Origin of the sequence: Granulicella sibirica (genome assembly GCF_004115155.1) — a bacterium.
Lineage (GTDB): Bacteria > Acidobacteriota > Terriglobia > Terriglobales > Acidobacteriaceae > Edaphobacter > Edaphobacter sibiricus.
Genome location: NZ_RDSM01000001.1, coordinates 539,362 through 559,633, shown reverse-complemented (window position 1 = coordinate 559,633; position 20,272 = coordinate 539,362). Strand labels below are relative to the sequence as shown.

At 58.5% G+C, this 20,272-nt stretch carries 16 protein-coding genes and 1 tRNA gene; 9 read left to right on the top strand and 8 right to left on the bottom strand.

Annotated elements, in window-relative coordinates; genetic code table 11:
• Nucleotides 1-204 precede the first annotated feature (204 nt).
• Entirely contained in the window at nucleotides 205-465 is a 261-nt protein-coding gene (locus GRAN_RS02340) for a transposase (protein WP_128911404.1), read from the top strand.
• A 41-nt stretch (nucleotides 466-506) separates the two neighbouring features.
• On the opposite strand, the gene GRAN_RS02335 is transcribed toward GRAN_RS02340, so the two are convergent.
• The 4 genes from GRAN_RS02335 to GRAN_RS02320 all read right to left on the bottom strand — a co-directional run bounded on the left by GRAN_RS02335 (nucleotide 507) and on the right by GRAN_RS02320 (nucleotide 4,114).
• Entirely contained in the window at nucleotides 507-1,781 is a 1,275-nt protein-coding gene (locus tag GRAN_RS02335) for a peroxiredoxin family protein (protein ID WP_128911403.1), read from the bottom strand.
• A 199-nt stretch (nucleotides 1,782-1,980) separates the two neighbouring features.
• Nucleotides 1,981-2,394: a DUF3106 domain-containing protein gene (locus GRAN_RS25360; protein WP_161570808.1), complete on the bottom strand. Its 414-nt coding sequence runs from the start codon at nucleotides 2,392-2,394 to the stop codon at nucleotides 1,981-1,983.
• 445 nt (nucleotides 2,395-2,839) lie between these two features.
• Nucleotides 2,840-3,343: a hypothetical protein gene (locus GRAN_RS02325; protein ID WP_128911401.1), complete on the bottom strand. Its 504-nt coding sequence runs from the start codon at nucleotides 3,341-3,343 to the stop codon at nucleotides 2,840-2,842.
• A 120-nt stretch (nucleotides 3,344-3,463) separates the two neighbouring features.
• Nucleotides 3,464-4,114, bottom strand: coding sequence for an RNA polymerase sigma factor (locus GRAN_RS02320; protein ID WP_128911400.1), 651 nt, complete (start codon nucleotides 4,112-4,114; stop codon nucleotides 3,464-3,466).
• A gap of 378 nt (nucleotides 4,115-4,492) precedes the next feature.
• Between GRAN_RS02320 and GRAN_RS02315 the strand changes: the two genes are divergently transcribed.
• From GRAN_RS02315 to GRAN_RS02295, 5 genes are all read left to right on the top strand, one after another.
• Nucleotides 4,493-4,567 (top strand) — tRNA-Val (locus GRAN_RS02315).
• A gap of 1,259 nt (nucleotides 4,568-5,826) precedes the next feature.
• A complete protein-coding gene (locus GRAN_RS02310; protein WP_128911399.1) occupies nucleotides 5,827-6,243 on the top strand; it encodes a cupin domain-containing protein in 417 nt (138 codons plus the stop codon).
• Nucleotides 6,244-6,710: 467 nt separating this feature from the next.
• The gene (locus tag GRAN_RS02305; protein WP_161570807.1) at nucleotides 6,711-7,520 is read left to right on the top strand and encodes a DUF2911 domain-containing protein; all 810 of its coding nucleotides are present in this window, start codon (nucleotides 6,711-6,713) and stop codon (nucleotides 7,518-7,520) included.
• On the top strand, nucleotides 7,517-8,563 hold the full coding sequence (locus GRAN_RS02300) for an MsnO8 family LLM class oxidoreductase (protein WP_128911397.1): 1,047 nt from the start codon (nucleotides 7,517-7,519) through the stop codon (nucleotides 8,561-8,563). The genes GRAN_RS02305 and GRAN_RS02300 overlap by 4 nt, the downstream gene beginning before the upstream one ends.
• A 17-nt stretch (nucleotides 8,564-8,580) precedes the next feature.
• On the top strand, nucleotides 8,581-9,018 hold the full coding sequence (locus GRAN_RS02295) for a DUF6841 family protein (RefSeq protein ID WP_128911396.1): 438 nt from the start codon (nucleotides 8,581-8,583) through the stop codon (nucleotides 9,016-9,018).
• A gap of 40 nt (nucleotides 9,019-9,058) precedes the next feature.
• Here GRAN_RS02295 and GRAN_RS02290 read toward each other — a convergent pair whose 3' ends face one another.
• Nucleotides 9,059-9,364: an LmrA/YxaF family transcription factor gene (locus tag GRAN_RS02290; RefSeq protein WP_128911395.1), complete on the bottom strand. Its 306-nt coding sequence runs from the start codon at nucleotides 9,362-9,364 to the stop codon at nucleotides 9,059-9,061.
• Between the two features lie 8 nt (nucleotides 9,365-9,372).
• Entirely contained in the window at nucleotides 9,373-9,636 is a 264-nt protein-coding gene (locus GRAN_RS02285) for a TetR/AcrR family transcriptional regulator (RefSeq protein ID WP_128911394.1), read from the bottom strand.
• A gap of 303 nt (nucleotides 9,637-9,939) precedes the next feature.
• Here GRAN_RS02285 and GRAN_RS02280 point away from each other — a divergent pair, with 303 nt between their 5' ends.
• Nucleotides 9,940-10,821, top strand: a complete 882-nt coding sequence (locus GRAN_RS02280) for an NmrA family NAD(P)-binding protein (protein ID WP_128911393.1) — start codon at nucleotides 9,940-9,942, stop codon at nucleotides 10,819-10,821.
• Between the two features lie 86 nt (nucleotides 10,822-10,907).
• Here the strand turns inward: GRAN_RS02280 and GRAN_RS02275 are convergent, their stop codons facing one another.
• Entirely contained in the window at nucleotides 10,908-11,876 is a 969-nt protein-coding gene (locus GRAN_RS02275; protein ID WP_128911392.1) for a quinone oxidoreductase family protein, read from the bottom strand.
• Nucleotides 11,877-11,949: 73 nt separating this feature from the next.
• Here GRAN_RS02275 and GRAN_RS02270 point away from each other — a divergent pair, with 73 nt between their 5' ends.
• Complete coding sequence (locus tag GRAN_RS02270) at nucleotides 11,950-12,528, top strand: TetR/AcrR family transcriptional regulator (protein WP_128911391.1); 579 nt, start codon at nucleotides 11,950-11,952, stop codon at nucleotides 12,526-12,528.
• A gap of 115 nt (nucleotides 12,529-12,643) precedes the next feature.
• On the opposite strand, the gene GRAN_RS02265 is transcribed toward GRAN_RS02270, so the two are convergent.
• Nucleotides 12,644-12,988, bottom strand: a complete 345-nt coding sequence (locus GRAN_RS02265; protein ID WP_241654472.1) for a transposase — start codon at nucleotides 12,986-12,988, stop codon at nucleotides 12,644-12,646.
• Nucleotides 12,989-13,367: 379 nt separating this feature from the next.
• Here GRAN_RS02265 and GRAN_RS02260 point away from each other — a divergent pair, with 379 nt between their 5' ends.
• On the top strand, nucleotides 13,368-20,267 hold the full coding sequence (locus tag GRAN_RS02260; protein WP_128911389.1) for a choice-of-anchor D domain-containing protein: 6,900 nt from the start codon (nucleotides 13,368-13,370) through the stop codon (nucleotides 20,265-20,267).
• Nucleotides 20,268-20,272: the final 5 nt, after the last annotated feature.

Below are 20,272 nucleotides of genomic sequence, written 5' to 3'. Positions count from 1 at the left end.
ACAATCCCCACCCACCAACCCACCCTACAATCGCATCCATGGCGATCCGCGCCCGCACCGTCCAACCCGGCACCTCCTTCATCACCACCGCAACCTACAACCGCCGCCGCCTCTTCCAAATCCCCACCAACGCCGACCTCTTCCTAGCCACCCTCCAGCACTTACCGCCACGAAGGCCACTACAAACTCCACGCCTTCGTCGTCATGCCCGACCACGTCCACCTCCTCCTCACCCCACAAGCCATCACCCTCGAACGAGCCATGGGCCTCATCAAGGGAGGCTTCTCCCGTCGCCTCGCCTCCAACCTCCCCGTCTGGCAACGCAGCTTCCCCGACCACCGCATCCGCGACCAGGCCGACTACCAGACCCGCCTCGCCTACATCCACCAGAACCCCATCCGCTCCCAACTCACCGAAGACCCCACCCAACTGCCTTACTGCGCGGACGGCGCGGAAGAACCATGAACGGTGATCGACGACCAAGGTCCGCGTCTACGCCACGAACGTTACTGATCGTCCGTGTGGGTCAGCATAGCCGACTGCGCCGGAACCGGTTGCTCGACCAACTCGCCGATGAACGCGGTCAGTTCCTTCACCAAGACTTCGTGAGCGGCTGGATTGGCGGGGCCTGCGAAGCCTGCGTGGATCTGCCGGACGCGTCCATCGCGACCGATGATGAAGCTCGTGGGCCAGCAGTTCAGGTTGTCAGCCTGCGTGATCTTCTCGTTGAGTTGGTCGGTGGTCCCGGCAAGAAGAACGGTGTAGTCGAGGTGGTAGCGAGCGATGAAGGCGCGGAGGCGGGTGGGATCCTTGAGCTGGTCCTCCTCTTCAAAAGAGAGGTTTACGATCTCAAGCCCGCGGCTGTGGAACTGCTTATAGAGGCTCTCGAGGAACGGAGCTTCGTCGTGGCAGTTGGGGCACCAGGAGCCTCCAATGGACACGATGACGACCTTGCCATCGAACTGCGGATCAGTGTTTGAGACGGTCTTGCCATTGAGGTCCGGAGCGCTGAAGGCGAAGCGTGCGTTGGGATCCTTCATGGTCGTTTGCTGGGTGGGATCGGTCGGCGCTTTCAGATTGGCTGCGCGCGCGTCGGCGGGGCGGCGCGCTGGCAGGTCTTGCTGGGTGTCGGTCTTCTGATCGGCACGCAGGAGGTTAGATACGAGGAGCGTCCCGTCGGGCTGCGGAGCGAGGCTGTACAGCGCGGGGCCGGCGGCAGTGAAGTGGGAGATGCGATAGGTATTCGGCGCGGAGGGATCGGAGTTCCATGTGCCGAATAGGCTGCCAGTGTCGCCGTCGATGCGCTGGATGACGGCTTTCACGTTGCGGTGATCCTGCGCGACGATGAGTTGCCAGGCGGCTTCACCCTTGGAACTCTTGACGAGCACCTCCCAGTCGCCGTGGATGTCGGGCGGGACGCTGCTCTTGCCGGCACTCGCGTGACCTGCGGCAAGGGTCAACGGATAGCGTGTGCTTGCCGTGCCGAAGCTTCCGGTGAGCTTGCCGTCGGGGGAAAGGGTGGCGTCGAGCGTCTTCGCATAGTAGTTGAACGTGACAAGGAGATGATCACCCGAGAACGTCGCGCTCGAGGCCGGCGAACTCTCGGGCCCGTTGACGAGGGCCGCAGTCAAAGCGCTGGGCGAACCTGAGAGACGAAGGTGAACGGGAACCTGCTGGCCGTGCGAGGTAGCGGTACCTTCCCAATCGCCGGTGATGGGGCGAGGAGAGGTTTGGGCGAGCGAAGTTACGGAAAGCAGGAGAAGGCTTGCAAAAAGCTTCATGACACAACTCGATTCTGGGATTTAGATGAAGGACTGCTCGGGCGCGATTCGCGGAGCTAGCTGGCGAGACGCGCGTCTGCGTGGGCCTGGGGGGAGAGGCCGCGACAACAGCGAGCTTGGTGTATCTGCTTCATTGCTATTAGCAGGTTAGGACTTTGCCGGGCCGGGGTCAACCTCAGGAACTCTCGGCGGCAGCCTACTAGGGCCGGCCGGGGAGGTAAGGCTCGACCGACATCAGGTTGTTGATCGTCCCGCGCTCCTGATCGCTGAACTGGCTGCGGTAGGCCGGAGAGTTGAGGTACTGCTGGCGCTGATTGTCCGGCATGGAGCGCAGATCGCGAAAGGCACGCGCGACGGCGCGCCGGCGGTCTTCGGGAAGGCCGCCAAGTTGCGTCATGGCGCCACGCACCTGCTGCCGTTGAGGCACGGAAAGACGCTCGATCCGCTCGTTCTGCTCGAGGATTCGGTTGCGCTGGTCAGGCCGCATGTTGTTGAGCTGGGCTAGGTGGTCGCGCATGCGCTGCTGGGTTTGTTGCGGGAGTTCGCGGAAGCCGGGTTCGCTCTCCAGCGCGCGCTGCTGCTGCTGGACGGGGAGATCCCTGTGGCGGTTCATCCACTCGGAGAGATGCTCCTGATTCCGTGGCGCCTGACCGGTTCCGCCGCCGTTCGCCTGCGGCCGGCTGGCCTGATGTGCCTGTGGAGGAGGCGGTCGAAAACCTCCGCGCTGCTGACCGGGGAGGGTCGTCGATACCGAAAAATACAATCCACACAGGATAAGAGCGGTGACGCTTCTCCGAAGCAGGGTTCTCGCCACGCTCGCAGGAAGGAAAACGCTCGGGGCTGACCCGGCGTCCGCAGCATCTACCTGATTCGAGCGAGTTGGGAGAGGGAATCGCATGGTGGCAATCTTCGAAACGTTCGTGCGAGGGTGGACCTTGAATGCATTCAGAAGGCCTTGGAAGCCGCCCCACGGCGAGTGTAAACGCTACCCGCACCTCTCAGGCAGGAATTTGAGCAGACAGACGCTGTATCCGTAAAACGTTTCCAGGAGTCGCCCATCAGCTCGGCGCATTCGCATCGTCGCCCGAATCCTCGTCCTGGAGCAGCTGGTCCATTTGCTGGATCACCTGCTGATTATTGTCGAGAATCTGAAGATCCTGCACGGTAGCCGACACTTGCGGAGCGGCCGGATGGTTGTTGAGGTTCTGGAAACCGGCGTATCCTCCCCCTCCAAGCATCAGCACGAGGGCGAGCGCACCGGCAACCGCAGGCCGAAACTGGCGGCCGGTGTTGAACAGCACATGGTCACGCAGGCGGGCGAAGAAGCCAAGACGAGGGGCGTTCTGCTCCTCGCGCAGCAGGACGCCTAGCTTCTGGTCGAAGTAGGGGGATGGCTCGGGAGCCTCCCAGGCATCCATCATGGACATGGTTTCGACCAGTGAGATGTACTCGTTCTCGCAAGGCGCACAGGTGAGCATGTGAGCCCGCGCGGCCACGTTCGACGCGGCGGCGGGATTCAGGATCAGCTCCGGTAGTTCAGTTTGAAACGTCTTGCAGTTCATGATGTTTCCTTTCTGTCGGCGCGTCGTGGGGAGTGGTGCGCGCCTGTCGTCTGTGTCCTTCTATCCTTGCTTCTGTCGGGCTATCCAGATCAACCGGCGTAGGCGAGAGCAACATGTCGGTTAGACAAAGCCTTTCAGTTTGTCGCGCAAAGTCTGATATGCGCGGAAAAGGAGTGACTTGGTAGCTGATTCAGAGAGTTTAAGGACGTCGCCGATCTGGCGATAGTCCATTCCCTCGTACTTGTGCATCAGGACAGCCATGCGCTGGCGCTCCGGCAGGCCCATGACGAACTCGCGAATGGCGCTCATGCGCTCATCCCGCAGGAGATTCGCCTCCGCGCTTGGTGTTGTGTCGGCGACGTCCGGGGTGCTCCCCGTCTCGGAATCTGGTTCGTCGAGGTAAACAGTCGACGCGGTGCGCTCGTGGCGGTTGTCGCGTGCGTGGTTGACGCCCAGGTTGGTCGCGATGCGGTAGAGCCAGGTGCTGAACCGGGCCTCGGCGCGGTAGGTCTCGCGGGACCGGTAGACACGGAGGAAGACCTCCTGCGCCAGTTCCTCGGCGACGGCCTGGTTGTGCGTCATCCGGTACATGAAATTGATGATCGGCTTTCGGTACTTGCGGATCAGGTAATCGAATCCGGCCATGTTGCCCGCGCTAAGCTCGAGCATGATGGCGGAGTCTTCCATCGTCGCAAAATCACCCGGCGTGTGCTGCATGGGCGCGTCGGGAACGTTTTCGAAGAGACCGGAATGGACCGCGAGGGTAGCCATATCCTTAGTAACCCGGCCTTCGTCCCCAGGTTGCGCGGGATTCTCCGTTTCCAGGGCGGTTTCCGGTAAAGCACGCTGCTGGTCACCGATTCCATCCGTGGCTTGATCCTGAGGAGGGAGCGGAGATGCGGGTGGGACCGATTCGCGGTCTGGCTGGGGAGGCGCCGGAATGTGAGGAGGGAAAGGCATCGTACTCGAATGATTCTACTTAGGAAGGGGAGAAGCAGAAAGCAATGTCTCCGCGGGCGATTTGTCCGCGCCGGAGGACAGCCGCGCGTGCACGTGGGTGCTATCATAAAAATGTTGGCCGGAGCGGTCGGTCCTGAGTTTTGAGGATTCGCTCTGTAGCGAACTTTTATTTAGGAACCCACAATGATTGGGCGCATAACTCAGCGGTAGAGTGCCACCTTCACACGGTGGAAGTCGTAGGTTCGAATCCTGCTGTGCCCACCATGTAATCAACAACTTACAGGCTGTACGGATCGGTGATTGGTAGCATTTGGTAGCAAATGCTTAATTCACCCTCTGCGAGCCCGCGTTGCCGAGGAGCGCTCACGCTCGTTGATGAAGTCCTCAATAGCGCTCGCGCGGAAGCGCAGCGCCCCGTCTCCCATCCGATTGACCGGAAGCTTGGGAGTCTTTCTCCCGCAGTGATCCAAACCCAGTCCTTATTCACGTTGAGGCGCCGTCCTACGTCCTCGACCGTCAAGAGAGGGTCCGCCATCGCAGGATTAGGCGTCAGAGCCCGCTGGGGGCCTTTACGGCGATTGGGGGGAACGAGTGTCAGCATGCCGCTTGGCAGCTCGGACCCGTCGTTTGGCATTGGCTCGGGGGCGGGTCCAATTAGTGGCATGTCCTCTCCTGCAGCGGGGTGTCGTCCTAGATATCGCTGTGCGAAAGAGGATTGACTGTCGAGGGGTTCTGAGTCCAATCCCTTCTCGTATTGGAGGTATTCCTGTGAGGAATTCCTGATCAGAAAGAAACGTCGGCTGTTCGGCGTGAATCGAGTTCGGACGTCACGCGGAATGCAGCCTAGAGGCCCGGAAGCAGTTGACCCGAGCCCGCGTCGAGCTTCGGCATAGGAACCGCTTTGCGTATCAGAGCACGTCCAAATTCGTTTATGAGCCGAGACGCCTGGTCAGAGCGCAGAACAAGCTAGGAAGTGACCTGAAGGGCTGCATGGGAGAGCGGTCTGACCCCAATGTCGTGGCTGCTCAACTGCTCAGCGATGCCCTTTGCCGCAAACGCCACACCGAAGTTTCTGAAATGAGCTGGACCGTCTCTTGTGGGCTGACGTAGTGATGCAACTCGATTGGGGAAACGGCAGTCACGCGCGCCTGTTCCATGAGCCGATCGCAAATGCCAGGATGCGATTTCCTAGCGAACACCCGACGCGAACATACTTTCAATCCGTAGCCTGAGATTGGGATAAAGCGGTAGATGGATCGCCCATACAGAGGCCAGAAGTGAAGGATCCGCGTAAGGGCCGTGACCGATCGTGACGACTGGGTGCACCTCATCTTGCGCTGATTTAGCAAGTCGAATCGCTCTTTCGAGATGGCATGCGCATCCCTGCAGCCTCGAATGAATACCTGTCCGGCATCGGTGAGTTTGACGCTCGTTGGCTTCGAGATGAGTTCGATCCATTTGGAGTATGATAAGAATCTAAAGTGAGCTGCACCAGAAACCATCGTTGATCCGAAGGAGCAAATATGTTTCAGATGCAAACACCCAGCCTGCCACCGCCCCAGGCCGTACAGACCACCATTACTCCTGTGTCCAGGGACACAACGACGGACGCCGGCGAGCCCATTACTTATCTTTCGACACCGACTCCTGAAGTGATTTCCGTCATCGTAGCGTTACCTCGGGGGGGAAAGACGGATTGGATGACACACCCGGTTCCCGGTTATCTGTACATTCTTCAGGGGGAACTGACCGTAGAGTTCGCGGATGGAAAACACCTCGTCTTCAAAACCGGCCAAGCGTTCATGCAAGCGCGGACGAAGTGGCATCGTGGCATCAACACGGGTTCGGGCGAGATGCGCTTCCTTGCGGTGTTCTTCGGCGAGAAGGGCACTCCGATTATTCTGAACCCGCCGCATGCTCAGAGTGAACCAAAGCCCTGACGAAAGGCCTCGTTGAGCCTATCCTGCACTACCTTTCTAAGGGCAAAGCGTGAAACTTCCGCCGAGAAGATCGTTAGTCGCAGCACAACTTAAGCGTTCGACGCGGGCTTGTAGCAGCCGGGCCCAGTTGGAGGTTTCACTTTTCGCAGCCCACGGGCCAAGAAGGACAAAGGGGCGAGGTGCAGCCACGATCTGACATCGTTGAACACACTTAATCTGTCTCAACAATCAGGAGTCAACTTAATGAAAGCACCAGACTATATATCTCGGCTCGGCTTTGTGGCTACGGCCACGACGACCGGCGCCGTAGCCAACTAGTCACCTCGGAAGCGCGGCCGATGCCGTCAGCCTCTACAGATCACTGGCTGGCTGTTGGCCCCAGCATCAGCCGCAATCATTCGCGTCTAGCAAGCCCTGAGCCCCGATGCTCTGGAACATCAGATCGCGGCATAACGCAGGAGGAATTGATGAACAGATCAACCTACACAACGACGATCATTAGCCACTCGAGTCTTATCGACGTAAAGATTGAATACTCGCAGCCTCTCAAGAGAGGCCGCGAAATTTTTGGCGCAGTTGTGCCTTATGGACAGCTTTGGCGCGTCGGTGCTAATGGATGCACGACGATATTCACGAGTCAAGATCTTAATTTTGAAAGCGGCATCTTGCCCCGCGGAAAATATGCCTTGTACGTCGTTCCCTGGCCAGAAGGTTGGAAGGTGATGTTTTACACCGATACGAGTAGCTACGGCCTTCCGAGGTGCTGGGATGATAGAGCACTCGCTCTCTCGGTCGAAGTGCCATCGGGCGGGTCGAAATCGGTCACGGAGATGCTGAGCATTTCAATCGAGCAACAGAGTCATTTCGAAGCGAACCTTGAAATTGCATGGGATCGGACAAGAGTTTCGGTGCCATTCGAGATTCCGACTCAGAGAAATGCACTGGAAGATGCCGCTCCGGAATCCGGCGGACCGTCGTTTGATGACTACTACATGGCGGCTAAGTTCTGCTATGAGATAGGTGATCTCCAAGGCGCGTTGCTGCGAATCGATATGGGGCTAGGTATCAACAAGCGACAGCCCTACTTCTACTGGGCACTCAAGGCTGAAATCGAAGCCAAGCTGGGTAACACAGATGCGGCGTTGCAGTACGCCAAGACTTCCGTTGATGGTGCGAAAACAGCAGGCGATACCTACTTCGTAGCGAGGGCCGAAGGCAACATCTCACGGTGGTCTCAAGAGTTCGATAGAAGCATGTCGGAAGAGGTGGAGGCGTGAAACTTTCAATCGTGGATCTTTCAGTCGTGCAGCCAGGAGAGACACCATCTCAAGCGTTACAGCATAGCTTGGATCTCGCGGTGCTGGCGGAGAATCTCGGTTATCAAAGAATCTGGTTCGCAGAGCACCACGCAAAATCTTTGGTCGGTAGGTCGCCTGAGGTGCTAATTACGGCCGCGGCGGCTCGTACGAAGAGAATCCGTATCGGGTCTGGTGCGGTGCTGCTCAATCACTACAGTGCTTATCGGATTGCAGAAGTGTTCTGCACCCTAAACGAGCTGTATCCCGGCCGCATTGATCTCGGGATTGGTCGCGCTACTGCGGGGCCGATCATCGATCTCGCTTTACAGCAGGACCGCTCGAAACCGTTCCATCCTGATTCGGATGTTCAGTTGAATGAACTCGTAAATTGGCTCCAGAACTCTTTTGAGGCGGACTCCATTCTGGGAGCTATTCCCATTCACAGCATCAAGAGCCGTCCGCAGCTCCACGTTACTGGCACTAGCTCTTGGAGTGCGCGAGCGTCCGGTTCGCGGGGGCTACGCTATGTCTTTGCTAGCTTCTTTAATCAATTCTCAACCCGAGAATGCGTGGACGCCTATAGAGAGCATTTCAAACCAGCTACCGGATCGGCGGGTGTCCAATCGCCGGAAGTTCGTCTTGGACTCCATGTGGTCTGTAGCGATACCGAGTTTGAGGCACGTCGACAGATCGGTCCCGTGCAGGTGGCATATAACTATCTCGGCCAGGGCAAGTTGCAGTTTCTCGAACCATCTCCTGAAGAAGCAATAGCCCTGTTAGGTGGCGTCCCCGTTATCGAAAGATACAAGCGTAGAAGCTATGTCCCTCCGCGCTACGTCACAGGCACCTTTGAGCAGGTAGCGGAGCAGTTGCATTGGATAGAACAAGATTTTCAGATCGATGAATTCGTGGTACAGGACATGACCACTGATTGGGCTGCCCGTCGCCATTCCTATGAGCTTCTTGCTGGTCTGCTCAATCCAGAGAACCCCTCCGAAACACTTGCCCAGCTAACGGCTTAATAAGAGAGCGCATAACAATGACTACACTCACCTCAATTCGCGACGAAATTGATCAATGGTTCACGGAGTATTTCAATGCGTTTATCGCCATTGGTGCGGGCAAGATGAATCCGGAGAGGATTCTTCTCTATTGGGGGATTCCTCTCCACACCTCAAGCCCTAAACATGCGAAGTGGCTGAATACCCCACAGGAAGTCGTCGCAGTCTTGAATGAAATGCAAGAAGTACTGAAAAAGATCGGCTACACGCACACGGAAGCGCTCGACAAGACGATCACCACCTATAACGAAAATGCCAGTCGAGTGGAGACGATCATGTCGCGTCGCGGGAGTGATGGAGCGGAAGTCGATCGCGCTGCGGTATCGTTCGAACTTAGACGAGCAGGCAATGGCTGGATCATCATCAGCACTGCCGCCCGGCCCACGGAAGCGACGGAATTGGATAAAGTGTGGTGAAGATCGAAGTGACTACCTGCCGCCGACGGCGCAGTTTGGCTTATTCCTGCAGTATGAAATCAGACGTGTCCTTCAAGATGGCATTTGACCAAGTTGCATTATTGGCGATGCGGGACAAAACAAGGGCACCTACCATCGCCGAGAGGATAGCTGTTGCTCTCTTCATTGCAAGCTCGGCCGGCACGCCGTCGATCCGTTGAGCGATCAGAGCGACATAGCTCTTTAAGCCCTCGCGGGTCACCTCGCTGGTTGAATCATCAGAACGGCGGAGTTCGGTCCCCAAAGCCGAAAGAGGGCACGCGTCGGAGATTCGATCGCGATGCCTTGGGGCGAGATAGCCTTTCACCAGCGCCGCTAGAGCTTTTCCGGGGTTGGGCCGGCAGTGGAAGCCTGCATCCGGTTCGTTACTTGTCCAAAGCTAAAACGTATGGCTTCCGCTACTAATTGGTCTTTCGACTCAAAGTGTTTATAGAACCCGCCTTTGGTGTTTAGCCCTGCGCCCAACATGAGGTCTTTCAACCCTGTCTCGGCAATGCCGTCTTTTCGAAAAGCTTCTGAGGCCGTTTGGACGATGCGTTTGCGCGTCGCCTCGGTCTCGTGACGGGACTTTCGCATCATCTATTCCTCTCTATCGGACGAATCAACAATTTTTAGATGCTAGACGGAATCTTATCAATTCCAAGCCTCGCGATCATCGGCAACTCGTCTGAGCATGTGCGATTCGCCTGTGTGCGAGGATCACCCCATCAGCACTACCAACAAAGCGAACCCAGACTTTTCTTTGAGGGATGTCTGAAATCGCAACCGCCCCAGGAAGTCCAAATCACTTCACACGATCTCGCATCGCTTAGATGTCGTTAGGTATCTAAATCATTGTAGGCGTGAAGCATCGAACTCGAGCTTCAGTCCACAAGGAGAGAAATGAGCGACAAAACGATTTTGGTCACTGGAGCGACGGGTGCAACTGGATCAGCAACGATCAAACTGCTGGCAGAACGCGGAAAATCCGTAAGGGCTCTGGTGCATAAAGAAGATGAGCGGTCGAAGAACCTTAAACGGCAAGGTGTCGAGATTTGTGTAGGCGATTTACTCGATTTCGATTCGGTTCGCGCGGCTGTGGAGGGTATTCACAGCGCGTACTTTATCTACCCGATTGCTCCGGGTATCCTCGAAGCCACCGCCTACTTCGCACAGGCGGCGCAGGAAGCGAAACTCCAAGCGATCGTAAACATGTCCCAGGCTTCGGCGCGCCGAGTCGCGAAGAGCCATGCAGCTCAAAACCATTGGATCGCTGAACGACTCTTTGGTCGTTCAGGGGTTCCTGTCACTCATCTTCGGCCGACATTGTTCGCGGAATGGATCCTGTATTTTGCCGGTTTCATCAAAGCGGGGCTTTTGCCGCTGCCTATGGGCACTGGAGTTCACGCTCCCATCACCACTGGAGATCAGGCGCGTGTTATCGCGAACATCCTCGTAGCTCCTGAGGCCCACAGCGGACAGGTGTATCCCCTCTATGGAGCGGAGGAGATGTCTTTCCCCGAGATGACGGAGATGGTGGCGCAGATCTTAGGGAAGGCCGTGAGATACGAACGTACTGAACCGACCGCACTCAGAGCAATGCTTCAAGGCAAGGGCCGGAAATTTGACGATGACTTCTTTTGGCAGCATCTTCGAGAGATTTCAATCGATCACCATAACGGCGTATTCGCTGGCACCAATGATCTAGTGGAAAAGATTGGCGGAGAGAAACCAACAACGTTCCGCGAGTTTATCGAGAGGAATCGCGCAGCGTTGACTGCTTGAGATCGCGGAGCCTCACGAGCACCGCTTGGTAGTTCCCGTGAGGCTCCGCAATCGCAGTTCTTAGAGATGCTCTATGGCGCGGCCGTTTAGGGCCGCAGAAGAACTCGGCCGAAGCCCTTACGACTCTGAAGATATTCGTATGCGGGGACGACATCTGAAAGCGAAAAAACGCGATCGATATCAACTTTTAGTTCTCCTCGTGCAACTTTGTCCAAGCAGTCGGCGACCACCGCGTGATTGCGTACGTAGTCCGCTTCAAAGGCTCGGGGCATGTAGACCCCGTGAAGGCTGGTGCAGTTCGGCCACAGCGCAAAGGGATCGAATCCCTCAAGATCGCGTCCTGACACGCCAACGAAGATTGCCCGGCCTCCGAATTTCAAGGTAGCGACACTGAGTGGGAGAGTCTTGCCCGCGATGCTGTCAACTACCAGGTCGATACCCACACCTCCGGTCTGAGCCCGGATCGCTTCCACGAAGTTCTCGCGAACATTGTTGATGGTGACAACCGGCCCATAAGATTTCAGCCTTTCTAACTTTGCATCGTCCGAGGAAGTGGTGAAAACGGACGCGCCGGCATGGACTGCCATCTGAATTGCTGCAAGGCCTAGCGCGCCCGAGCCGCCATGGATGAGTACCGATTGTCCTTTTTGTAAGTTGCCCACAGTAAACAAGCACTCGTTGGCCGTCGCGAAAGCCACGGGAACGGCGGAAGCAATGTCTATATTGAGACTTGGGGGAAGCGGCCATGTCATCGCGGCGGGTGCCGCGACATACTCAGCGTGAGAGCCCCAACTCACGATGCAAACGACTCGTTGCCCGACCAGCCGATCTCGAACCTCAGAACCGACTTCCAGAATTTCTCCTGCACACTGATAACCCACGATGTGGGGTGTATTTACGGGTGGTACAGTCTCGCGACTGATCTGATCCCCGCCTTCAATGGAAATGGAAGATACCTTGATGAGTACGCCATCTGGCGCACAGGTCGGAAGCGGAACATCCTCGACGCGGAAGACCTCAGGTCCCCCATTTTCGTAATAGACAGCTGCTTTCACTCGTTTTCCGTCCTTTCCTGGTTGCTAAGTTGACCGGTCAGTTTGATGTATCCTGCAACGAGAGGATTCTTTCTTGGCACGTCTTTCGAAGCGAGCAGACATTTTGCAGGCTGGTGTTCGACAGCTTCACAAGCGCGGTTACGCGGTGTCGTCGGTCGATAGCATCGTCGAGGCTGCAGGAGTGCCCAAGGGTTCCTTCTTCAACCACTTTCGTTCTAAAGAAGAGTTTGCAGGCGAGGCTCTGAGCGCCTATTTTCATCAGTGGATTGTGGAGTGCGAAGCAGTTATTAATCGGACCGATACCACCGGGAAAGAGAAGTTGATCGCTCTGCTCGCGATCGCGACATCGAAGGCCGCCGGAAATTACGAAGGCTGCTTCGTCGGAAATATGGCGCTCGAGCTTGCTCACCAGAGCGAGGCCTTGCGCCTGCAACTGGTAAAGATTTTTGATGTGTGGAGCGATTCCTTCGAACGTGCAATTGTCGAGGGGCAGCAAGACGGTACCCTCGATACCAGTCTCTCTCCCGGCACAATGGCTCGCTTCATCGTCAATCTATTTCAGGGCTCTGCTCTGCGAGCTAAGGTTGAGCGTTCAACTCGTGCTGCGGAAGAGTTCGAGCTCATGGTTCTCTCGGCCATCAACCCTAATTGACGGAGAAGAAGGGGAAAGGTGCAGGAGGAGGAACGAGTCTATTACGAACTCGACAGGTTCAACGCCCCAACACCTGGTCTTCGCGCCGCTTAGAGCGGACAGAGCTCAGCTTCGATCACTTTATCTGGAGCGCCTGCGTCAGCCTGGCGTTTCCGAGGACATTTGCCATCCGTTCGAGGTTGTAGGCCATGACTGCGAGGCTGAGCTCGATGTGAGCGCCTGCCCGTCCGCGCATGAGGAGACGTGGATGACCGAAGATGCGGTATTTGATGGTTGAGAAGGGACGTTCGACGACAGATCTTCGCAGCCGCATCGCAGCTGCGGTCGCCCGCTCATTCATTCTGGTAAGGGCCTCTTCGAACATGTGCCGTGATACCCGGCGTACGGTTGACGCAGTGCAGCGGTGTTTTAAAGAACAGCCCCTGCCGTCCTTTGCGTCTGCACCGGAATCAGGTCGCAGAATGCGATTGGGACCTGTCTGTATAAAAGGGTCGACAAGCGGCTAGAGGACGCCGTTCTAGCAAGTCCTTCGCCTCGTTTCGATTTCGTCCAATTCGTCCGCTTTGAACAATTCCTCGATGCGAACGCAGATCATCGTTGACTTCCTTTGCGTTTAGGAATAATTCGGTTGTATCAAAGAAAGCTCCTTTTGCGAATGGAGCTTTCGTCACCTGTGCTGCAAGGTTGTTGGCTTTCCAGAACCTGGCCCCGCTGTATCGGTTTCCCGAATTTGACCACTGCGCGGAGATTGGGCGCGAACGGGCCAGGTAGCAACATCCGAAGCAGCCGGTAGATGTCTCCCCGCCCGGCGGCAGTGATGCGCTCGTGGAGGAGTTGAGATGTCGAGCCGTAGTGCACTTTCCGCCGGGAAACTGGTCAAGCTGATCTTTGCGTCGTTCTGCTGGTTGTTCTCCGGCGTCGCCTTTGCACAAGTTTCGTTGAGTCCGGGTAGCGTCACCTTTCCATCGACGCCGGTGAACACGGTATCTCCGGCAGTGACGTTGAACGTGACGAACCAGCAGGGGACGGGGCTGACGATCTCGGGAATTGGGCCTTCCGCGAACTTCAATGTTACCGCGACTGACTGTCCTCTTTCGCCGAATACGCTTGCCGCGCATCTCTCCTGTTCTGTCTCGCTCGTGTTTTCGCCGGTCGAGAGTGGCGCAGCGACAGGAACGTTGACGATCAGCAGTGATGCAAGCAGTTCCCCTGCAACGGTCCGGTTGAACGGCACGGGCACCACGGGCGGGGCAACTACGGTATCTCCCGGAGCTATCAACTTCGGCTCACTCCTTGTAGGGCAAACCTCCTCGAGCAAACTCGTCACGTTTACCAATAACCAACCGCAGACCGTCACGCTCGGGTCTGTTCAGGCGAGCGGTGACTTCGCGGTCAGCATCACGACGTGTGGGGCGTCCGTCGCATCGGGTGCAAGTTGCACGATCTCAGTAAGCTTTATGCCGACCACCCCCGGCGCGCGTGCCGGGGCCCTCACTGTGATGGATTCTGCAGACCTAAGTCCGCTGGTGGTCAATCTGGCCGGAACTGGACTGCCGCCGGTTTCGGTCTCTGCCACCGCCCTCGCGTTTCGGCCGACGGTGATCGGGACGTACAGCGCTCCTCAACTCGTTACGGTGACGAACAACCAGGCGAGCCTGTTGACGATTGGCGCAATTAGCTCGACGAGCGGCATCTTCATTGCCGATCCCTCCGCATGCGGCCCAATGCCGATCAACCTGGCGACAGGGAAGAGCTGCAAGGTTTCGGTAAGCTTTGCGCCGGCGAGCGTTGGGACGCAGACGGGGACGTTGAGCATTGCGGATAGCGCAAGCGCTTCGCCGATAACCCTTGCGTTAAGCGGCGCGGGCGTGAATCCGGCAATGCTGTCGCCCGCTGCCTTTGGTTTCGGCAACGTGGTCATAGGCGCGACGAGCATAACTCGGACTGTCACGCTGACTAACTACCAGGCCGTGCCGCTGCAGATTGGCTCTATCAGTGTATCTCCAGGTGTCTATTCCCTCGATTCCACCACGTCCTGCGCAACACACGGCTCGCTGGCGGCTGGTGCGAGCTGCACGATTGCCCTCAAGGTTCTACCCGCGAGCGTGGGCGAACAGCCAGGCACGTTGACCGTCAACGATGATGCGGCAAATACCCCCCAGGCCGTCACGCTGAGCGCAAACGGCATCCTTCCGCTCACGCTCAGCCCGTCGCGGCTTGGCTTCGGTGCCGTCGCGGTAAACACAGCAAGTGCGCCGAAGCTGATCACGCTGAGGAACAACCAGACGAGCGTGGCTTCGATCGAATCCATCCTGTTCGGCGGTCCTTTTTCACTCGACCCAGGCACGACGACCTGCTCGACTGGGCCGGGCGCGACACTGAACGCGGGGGCTACCTGCGTCTTTGGGATCGTCTTTAAGCCGACGGCGTCTGCGCCGACGACAGGACAGGCTACGGTCGTGGCAAATAACAGCCCACTGGCTACGTCGCTCTCCGGGACAGGCGTGGCTGCGACCGTACTCTCGCCGTCCGGTGCTGGATTCGGCGCAGTAGTCGTCAATACGTCGAGCGCGGCAAAGAGCCTCAAGCTCATCAACTACCAGGTGACCCCGCTGAACATCAGCGGCCTTGCCGTTTCCGGACCGTATGCCATCGTTCCTGCGGGAACGACGTGCGTCGCCGGCACCCCGGTCGCACCGGCCAGCAGTTGCGTGGTGAACCTCATCTTTACGCCAACCGTGGTGGGAGCCATCCCCGCGGGCCACTTGACGATTACCGACGATGCGGTGACAAGCCCGCAGACCGCGACGCTAACGGGGAGCGGGATTCCGCCCGCGAGTCTAAGTACGACTGCGCTCAACTTTGGCACCGTGGTAGTGAACGTGCCGAAGATCGCGAGCGTTACGCTCAAGAATAACCAGGCGATTCCGCTGACCATCGCCTCGATCAGCGGGTTCGCCGGCGGGTATACGCTCGACGCCGGCAGCACGTGTCCCGCGGCTCCGAACACGCTTCCATCCGGTGCAAGCTGCACCATCGCCGTCAGCCTGAATGCCACCACGGCGGGAGCGAACCCGGGCACGATTACGATCCAGGACGACGCACCTGGCGCAGGCAGCCTGACGTTCTCCCTCAGAGCTACCAGCGTGATGCCGGTGGAGCTGCAGCCCAGCGCGCTCAACTTCCGTGCCCAGTTTCTAGGAACGACGAGTGCTCCACTGCTCGAGACGGTCTACAACCAACAGAGCGTGCCGCTGCACATCGCGTCCGCGACGATCAGTGGGCCGAACGGGGGCGACTTCGCCGTGACGAGCAACTGTCCCGTTGCTCCGTCAGCCGTTCCGGAGACGGCGCGCTGCACGCTTGGGGTTACCTTCACGCCGAGGGAGACGGGGACGAGGACGGCCACGCTGACGATCGTCGATGACGCGATGGGCAGTCCACGGACTGTCGCACTCAGCGGACCGGGAAGCGCGCCGGTGCTGATGTCGCCGGCCTCCATCACGAACTTTGCCGCGCCTGTCGGAACCACAAGCCCGTACCGAACCGTGACGGTGCGTAACGCGAATCCAAGTGTGCCCTTGACCATCACAGGGATGCAGTTCAACGGCGATTTTGTCCAGACTGGGACGACCTGCCCAATGGCCCCGGCCACCCTGGCGGGATCAGCATCCTGCTTTGTTACTGTGAGTTTCCTGCCGAGTGTAGGTGGAGTGCGCGACGGGCAACTGCAGATCTATGACGATGCATATACAAGTCCACAGGTCGTCAATCTCTCCGGGACAGGCAGCCTCCCACTGACGGTAAGTGGAGCTTCGCTGAACTACACCGCACAGAAGATCGGCACGACGAGCGCACCAAAGACGATCCTGCTGACTAACCATGAGAGCCAGGCGGAGATCTTCACCATGGCGGCGTCGGGGGACTTTTCCACTGCCAGCAATTGTCCGGCGGGTGGAATTGCAGCTAAGTCGTCGTGTGCGATTTCGGTCGCGTTCACCCCGGCCTCGACCGGGGTCCGTTCGGGGACGCTGACGATCACGGGCACGGCGGCAGGTGGATTGCCGCTATCGGTCGGGCTGCTTGGATCGGGGACGACGCAGGATCCCCCGGCCTCGGTCGCCGAGGTTTCGCCGGGCGCAGGCGTCCCGGGACAGACAGTAGCGGTGACGATTACCGGCAATGGGTACACGAGCTTCGGGCCAGGGTCCATCGTGACCTTCGACGCGCCGAGTAGCACGATTCCGAGCGGGATCATTGCCACCACTACAGATGCGACGGCCAACACGATTCATGCCGTGCTCAAGATTGCCCCGGACGCGATCCCGGGAGCGCGGAGGATCCGCGTCGTCACCGGTACGCAGACAGCGCTGCTGGCCGCCGCGTTCATCATTGCCGACACCGCGAATTCCCACACTATCCTGACGGTAAACCCGAACTCTGGAGCACAGGGTCAGACACTCAATGTCGACCTGATCTCAGACGGAACTCACTTCGTGCAGGGGGTGACCTACGCCAACTTCGGCGACGGGATCACGGTGAACTCGCTGACCTGGAAGAGCACGACGGAAGAGATCGCTAACCTTACGATCAGCAACACGACTCCGATTGGGCCACGCACGATCACGCTCGTAACCGGTGGCGAGGTCGCAACGTCAAGGAGTGGCGCCTTCACCGTCATGGCCAACCACGCCGCGCTCATCAGCATAAGCCCCAACACGGCACCGCAGGGCGGCAACCAGGTGATCACGCTCCAGGCTTCGGGAACGCACTTTGTACAGGGTGCGACGACGGCTAGCTTTGGCGATGGTATTAATGTCGGCGATGTGCAGGTCGGCGCCAACACGGGAACGGTGAATATCGCCATAAGCCCGGGAGCTACGCCAGGCCTGCGCGATGTGCAGGTCGCCACGGGCGGGGAGCTCGCGACGCTGCCGAACGCGTTCACCGTTACGGGAGCGACTCCTTATCTTGCGTCGGTCTCGCCCTCTTCGGGGCAGCAGGGTCAGAACCTTAACGTGGAGATCAAGGGCGTCTTTACGAACTTCAACGCGAGTGCTCTGCTTGCAGATTTTGGCGGCGACATTACTGTCAACTCTTACCAGCTGATCTCGACGACAGACGTGGTCTTAGGTCTAACGATCAGCCAGAACGCTTCGGTGGGGGGGCGCACAGCGAGACTGACGAGCGGTCCTGCGGGCAATGCCACAATCTATCCATTCACCTTTACAGTGACCGCTTCCAGCGCCGCGATCGCGAGCGTGAGCCCAGGCAGCGTAGCGCAGGGTGCGCAGGTCACTCTCTCCGTCACCGGTTCGAATACGCACTGGGTGCAGGGCACGACGACGGCGGCGTTCTATCCGGATCCCTTCGACCCGATCCAGATCAACGAGGTGACGATCGTCAATGGGACGCAGGCCATGCTAAGAATCACCGTTCCCTCTGATAACCCAGTGGGCTCGCATCAGTTCTACATGGCGACTGGCGGCGAGGTGGTCTCCGCGTCCGTCTCGGTCTATGCGCAGACCCCCAGCCTGACGGTGAGCCCTGCGAACGGTCAGCCAGGCAGCACGGTCAGCGTCAGCTTCACAGGGCAGTTCACGCACTTCAACACCGCGACGCTTCCGGTTGTGAGTGGGCAGGGTGTCAGGCTCGTGAACCTGAACTTCACAAGCCGCTACAGCGCCACCGCAAAACTGATCATCGATCCATCCGCTACGCCCGGAGCACGCACCATTACGTTTACCACCGGCGGCGAGATCGTCTCTACTTCGTTCAATGTAAGCTCTGCGGGACTGCTCGGAATCGCGCCCTATCACGCGGCGCAGAACACCACGCTTGACGTGGAGATCACGGGAGTCAACACCCACTTCACGCAGGCTGTGACGGCGGTGCTGTTCGATCCGTTCATTACTGTCAATACGGTTATCGTGCATAGCATCACCGACCTCACTGCGCAGATCACAGTCTCGCCGAATGCGATGCCGGGGTACCACGTAGCTTATGTGAACACCGGCGCGGAGCAACTGCTGATCGGCTTCAGCGTGGATGCACCGGCGAGCGAGACGCTTGTGGGCGTGACGCCGCCGAGCGGAGCACAGGGGGCGACAGAGGACATCATGATCACGGGGTCTCTCACGGACTTCGTCGACGGGGAGACCGAGGCGATCGTCGGGGCAGGTGTGACGGTTTCGGACTTCAAGGTGACGAGTCCGACGACAGCAACGGCGACCATCGCGATTTCGCCGAGCGCTCCTGTCGGGCAGAACACAGTCATCCTCATTACGGGCGATGATGTCGTGAGCGGCGCCGGGTTCAGCGTTACACCAGGTGGGGCCGAGATCGTGAAGGTGCAACCGGCGGTACAGGATCTCACCGGAGTGCCTTCGGGCCCACCGGTGGTCGCGCAGCTCCAGACCGTGCGTCTGAACTTTATCGGCGTTGGAACGCATTGGCTCCAGGGCGAGACGATGGCGGCGTTCGGACAGGGAATTGTCATCGACGCGCTTACGATCAACAGCCCAACCACCGCTACGGTGCAGGTCACCGTGCTGTCGGGGGCGCAGCTCGGGTTTACCTCGTTGACGATGACGACCGATGGAGAGTCGGTGACACTGGACCAGGCCATCGACATCGAAGCAGGCTTTCCGTCGCTGTTGAGTACAACACCCTTGAGTGGGGAGCAGGGAGCGACAATAAATCTCCAGCTTCTTGGGCGATTCACGCACTGGGTACAGGGAGTGACGACGGCGGCGTTCAACCAGGATATCCAGGTGAATTCGTTCACCGTGCTTGACTCCGAGAGTGCGATCGCAAATATCACGATCAGTCCCCTCGCCTACATCGATGCGATCTGCACGCCGAGCGGGCACACGATCACCGTGACGACGGGAGGCGAGCAGGTAAGTCTGCCGGGATCCTTCTGCGTGACCCAGGGCGCGGCCCAGATCAATGCGGTTTCGCCGGCAAGCGGTGTCCAGGGTTCAACTGCATCGGTAACGATCACGGGCTCCGCGACGCACTTCAGTCCGGGGGAAACGACGGCTAGCTTCGGTGCCGGCATCAACGTGAGCAACGTCATGGTGAATAGTGCTACAAGCGCCACGGTTTCAATTGCAGTGACCACTGCCGCACCAACGGGCTATCACACCGTGACGCTGTCGACGCTTGGCGAGAGCGCCTCGCAGCAATTTGCCTTCCAGGTCGGCGCAGGCGTGGCGACGTTGAACGAAGCGCTTCCGGATCACGCCCAGCAGGGTATGCAGAACGTCACGGTTCAACTGGTCGGGCAATACTCCCACTTCAACTCTGCCAGCATGGTAACGTTCGGCGAGGGTATCACGGTCAACAGCGTGAGTTATCTCGACGCGACGGACCTCACCGTGAATCTCAGCATCGATCCGCTCTCCTACACCGGGACTCGGACAGTCACGGTGACAACTCCGGGAGTTCCTTGCGCACTTCTTACTCCGGGCGCGGGCTCGGTCTGCGCGCCTGGAGCTTCGACGGGAAGCGAAATCGTGTCCGCCGGGGTGTTCAGCGTTGCCACAGGACCGGCGACCATCACGAAGGTTGCGCCGGCCGGTGGAAACCAGGGTCAGCAGGTCGTGTCCAGATCACCGGCTCGGCAACTCACTGGGCACAGAACATTACGCAGTTCAGCATTCCGGGCTATGGCACCGACATCAAGATCAATGCGGTCATCATCAACAGCCCGACGAGCGCGACGGTCGACCTGACCATC

What these genes read in the sequence shown, in the direction of transcription:
- GRAN_RS02310 (WP_128911399.1), top strand. Translation starts at nt 5,827, where the DNA reads ATGTTTCAGATGCAAACACCCAGCCTGCCACCGCCCCAGGCCGTACAG.
- GRAN_RS02305 (WP_161570807.1), top strand. Translation starts at nt 6,711, where the DNA reads ATGAACAGATCAACCTACACAACGACGATCATTAGCCACTCGAGTCTT.
- GRAN_RS02280 (WP_128911393.1), top strand. Translation starts at nt 9,940, where the DNA reads ATGAGCGACAAAACGATTTTGGTCACTGGAGCGACGGGTGCAACTGGA.
- GRAN_RS02295 (WP_128911396.1), top strand. Translation starts at nt 8,581, where the DNA reads ATGACTACACTCACCTCAATTCGCGACGAAATTGATCAATGGTTCACG.
- GRAN_RS02335 (WP_128911403.1), bottom strand. Translation starts at nt 1,781, where the DNA reads ATGAAGCTTTTTGCAAGCCTTCTCCTGCTTTCCGTAACTTCGCTCGCC.
- GRAN_RS02285 (WP_128911394.1), bottom strand. Translation starts at nt 9,636, where the DNA reads ATGATGCGAAAGTCCCGTCACGAGACCGAGGCGACGCGCAAACGCATC.
- GRAN_RS02260 (WP_128911389.1), top strand. Translation starts at nt 13,368, where the DNA reads ATGTCGAGCCGTAGTGCACTTTCCGCCGGGAAACTGGTCAAGCTGATC.
- GRAN_RS25360 (WP_161570808.1), bottom strand. Translation starts at nt 2,394, where the DNA reads ATGAACCGCCACAGGGATCTCCCCGTCCAGCAGCAGCAGCGCGCGCTG.
- GRAN_RS02325 (WP_128911401.1), bottom strand. Translation starts at nt 3,343, where the DNA reads ATGAACTGCAAGACGTTTCAAACTGAACTACCGGAGCTGATCCTGAAT.
- GRAN_RS02320 (WP_128911400.1), bottom strand. Translation starts at nt 4,114, where the DNA reads ATGGCTACCCTCGCGGTCCATTCCGGTCTCTTCGAAAACGTTCCCGAC.
- GRAN_RS02340 (WP_128911404.1), top strand. Translation starts at nt 205, where the DNA reads ATGCCCGACCACGTCCACCTCCTCCTCACCCCACAAGCCATCACCCTC.